The sequence below is a fragment of the Saccharothrix sp. NRRL B-16314 genome (genome assembly GCF_000716595.1).
In the GTDB taxonomy this organism is placed as follows: domain Bacteria; phylum Actinomycetota; class Actinomycetes; order Mycobacteriales; family Pseudonocardiaceae; genus Actinosynnema.
On sequence record NZ_JNXC01000073.1, the window covers coordinates 1 to 2,750 of the forward strand.

The window sequence follows — 2,750 nt, forward strand, 5'->3', positions numbered from 1 at the left end:
TGCGGTCGCGAGGGTGTCAATGTCGGTCGTCACAACCCGTACATCGACACCCTCGCCCCACATCTCCAGGTGCCTACCCCTTGGAATCAATCATCTAGGCGTCCTGCGCGGTTTTCAGCAGGCGCACGCCGATCGGGATCGCCTCGCCGAGCAGGCCGATCCCGATCGACAGCGTCAACGGGCGCGCGTCCGCCGGTGCGCCGGCCGCCGACGCGGCGAGCCCCAGTGCCGCGCTCACCGCGAGCGAACCCGCCCAGACCAGCAACGTCCGCCACGTGTACTGCTGCCACGGCGCGCCGTCCTGCGAGTACACCCGGACGGTAGAGCCGCGTGCCACGCCCAGTGCCAGGCCGACCAGCGAGCCCGCCACCAGCCACGTCCAGTCGACGCCGGTCAACTCCACCTCCGTCAGTCCGTGCACGCCGATGCCCAGCAGCACCAGCGGTGGCACGACGAGGTCGCGCGCGTTCACCCGCTCACCGTGCAACCGCTTCGCCACCACGACGACCACCCCCACGGCGATCAACACCCAAGTCGGCACGACGTCCCCTTCGTTTATGGCATGACTGTGCTAAATAAGCTAGCACGGATGTGCTAAAAAGGGGTCGTGCCCAAGGTCGTGGACCCAATTGCCCGCCGTCGCGAGGTGGCCGAAGCCGTGTTCCGCGTCGTCCGCCGGCATGGCCTGGAGCAGGCGTCGCTGCGCAACGTCGCCGACGAGGCCGGACTTGCCGTGGGTTCGGTCCGGCACTACTTCGCCGACCACGACGACCTGCTCCGGTTCGCGCTCGCGGAACTCACCGACCGGTTGGAGCGCCGCGTCCTGGCCCACGCCGAACGCGCCCGTGCGGCGACGACACCCGACGAACGGCGGCAGGCGGTAGCGGACCTGCTCGGCGAACTGCTGCCCCTGGACCCGGACCGGCGCGACGAGTCGGAGATCTGGCTCGCCTTCGTCACCGCCGCGCGCACCCGGCCGACGTTGCAGCCGGAAGCGCGGCGGTTGCACGCGGGGATGCGCGTGCTGATCGGCAAGGTCTTGGGCGAGGGCGGGGTGCCGGACGTGGCGCTGGAGGTCGAACGGCTGGCGTCGCTCCTCGACGGCCTCGCGGTGAACGGTGTGCTCCAGCCCGACCTGACGACGCCGGACGTCATGCGCGCCGTGTTGCGCAGGCACCTGGAGTCCCTGTCCAGCCGGTGAGAACCGCCCTTGACGGTGTGAGGCTAGGGCGGGTTAGCGTGGTGGAAAACGCTTACCTGGAGGCGCGGCATGGCACACAGGCGCTACGCGGTCGTGGGCACCGGTGCACGGGCGGAGCTGCACGTCGACGCGATCGTCGGGCACGCCGAGCAGGGCGAGCTGGTCGCGTTCTGCGACGTCAACCCCACTCGCATGGCGGTGCACAACGAACGCCTGGCCCGGCCCGTGCCGACGTACGCCGCCGCCGACTTCCTCCGGATGATCGAGGTGGAGCGGGTCGACGTGGTCGTGGTCTGCACCGTGGACCGGCACCACGACACCTACATCGTGGAGGCGTTGGACGCCGGGTGTGATGTCGTCACCGAGAAGCCGATGACGGTCGACGCGGCCGGTGTGGGCAAGGTGTTTGACGCGGTGGAGCGCAACGACGGGAGGGTCACCGTCACGTTCAACTACCGGTACAACCCGGTGCACGAGAAGGTGCGCGAGCTGCTGACCGGCGGCGCGATCGGCGAGATCGGTTCAGTGCACTTCGAGTGGCTGCTGGACGTCAGGCACGGCGCCGACTACTTCCGCCGTTGGCACCGCGACAAGGAGAACTCGGGTGGCCTGATGGTGCACAAGGCCACACACCACTTCGACTTGTTGAACTGGTGGGTCGATTCCGTGCCGGAGGTCGTGTACGCGCACGGGCGGCTGTTCTTCTACGGGGAGGAGAACGGCAAGCGTCACGGCAACGCTCGGCCCTACGGCAGGGTGCACGGATCGCCGGAGGCTCTTGACGACCCGTTCGCGCTGCACATCGAGCGCGACACGTGGCTGCGCCGGCTGTACCTGGAGGCCGAGCACGAGGACGGCTACCAGCGGGACCAGAACCCCTTCGCGCCCGGTGTGTCCATTGAGGACGACATGTCGGTGCTGGTCAGGTATGCGAGCGGGGCGAACCTGACGTACCACCTGACCGCCTACTCGCCGTGGGAGGGCTATCGGCTGATGGTCAACGGCAGCGGGGGACGGCTGGAACTGGAGGTCGTGGAGAACACGTGGGTCAGCGGCCAGCAGCCCGCCGTGCACGGCAAGGAGGCGAACCCGGAGGAAGGCAGTGTCCGGCTGACCGTCCAGCCACTCTTCGGCCGCCCCCAGGACATCCCCCTGGAGTCGGGCGGTGGTGGGCACGGCGGCGCTGACAAGCGGATGACCGAGGTCCTGTACGGGCCGCCCGGCCAACCGGACCCCCTGTCCCGCCGAGCCACCCACCGTGACGGAGCACTCTCACTGCTGACGGGCTTCGCCGCCAACGAAAGCTTCGAAACAGGCCACCCAGTCCACGTGACCAACCTCCTGAGCCTCCGCTGACCACGCGCCCTGCGCCCCAACCCGCGCCACCACCACCTCACCTCACCTCGTTCTCGCGCGCCGCGCCCACTACCCGCTCCTGCCGCTGTCCGGCCGGCATCCGCCTAATTCTCCGCCGCCTGCCCTGCCCCGCCGGCAGCCCTGCCCCAGCCTGGCCCGCCCCGCTGCCCCGCCTGCCCGCTGTCCTGCCCCG

Annotated in this window: 3 protein-coding genes; 2 read left to right on the forward strand and 1 reads right to left on the reverse strand. The window is 69.6% G+C overall.

All coding sequences use genetic code 11. The features are described from left to right. Positions 1–94: 94 nt before the first annotated feature. Positions 95–541, reverse strand: a complete 447-nt coding sequence (locus OQ02_RS38985; protein WP_033443716.1) for a DUF1453 family protein — start codon at positions 539–541, stop codon at positions 95–97. A gap of 66 nt (positions 542–607) precedes the next feature. On the opposite strand from OQ02_RS38985, the gene OQ02_RS38990 reads away from it, so the two are divergent. Further along, entirely contained in the window at positions 608–1,201 is a 594-nt protein-coding gene (locus OQ02_RS38990) for a TetR/AcrR family transcriptional regulator (RefSeq protein WP_033443717.1), read from the forward strand. A gap of 69 nt (positions 1,202–1,270) precedes the next feature. Beyond that, the gene (locus OQ02_RS38995) at positions 1,271–2,557 is read left to right on the forward strand and encodes a Gfo/Idh/MocA family protein (protein ID WP_033443718.1); all 1,287 of its coding nucleotides are present in this window, start codon (positions 1,271–1,273) and stop codon (positions 2,555–2,557) included. Positions 2,558–2,750 lie beyond the last annotated feature (193 nt).

Coding starts and splice junctions, on each gene's coding strand:
- OQ02_RS38995 (WP_033443718.1), top strand. CDS start 1,271: ATGGCACACAGGCGCTACGCGGTCGTGGGCACCGGTGCACGGGCGGAG.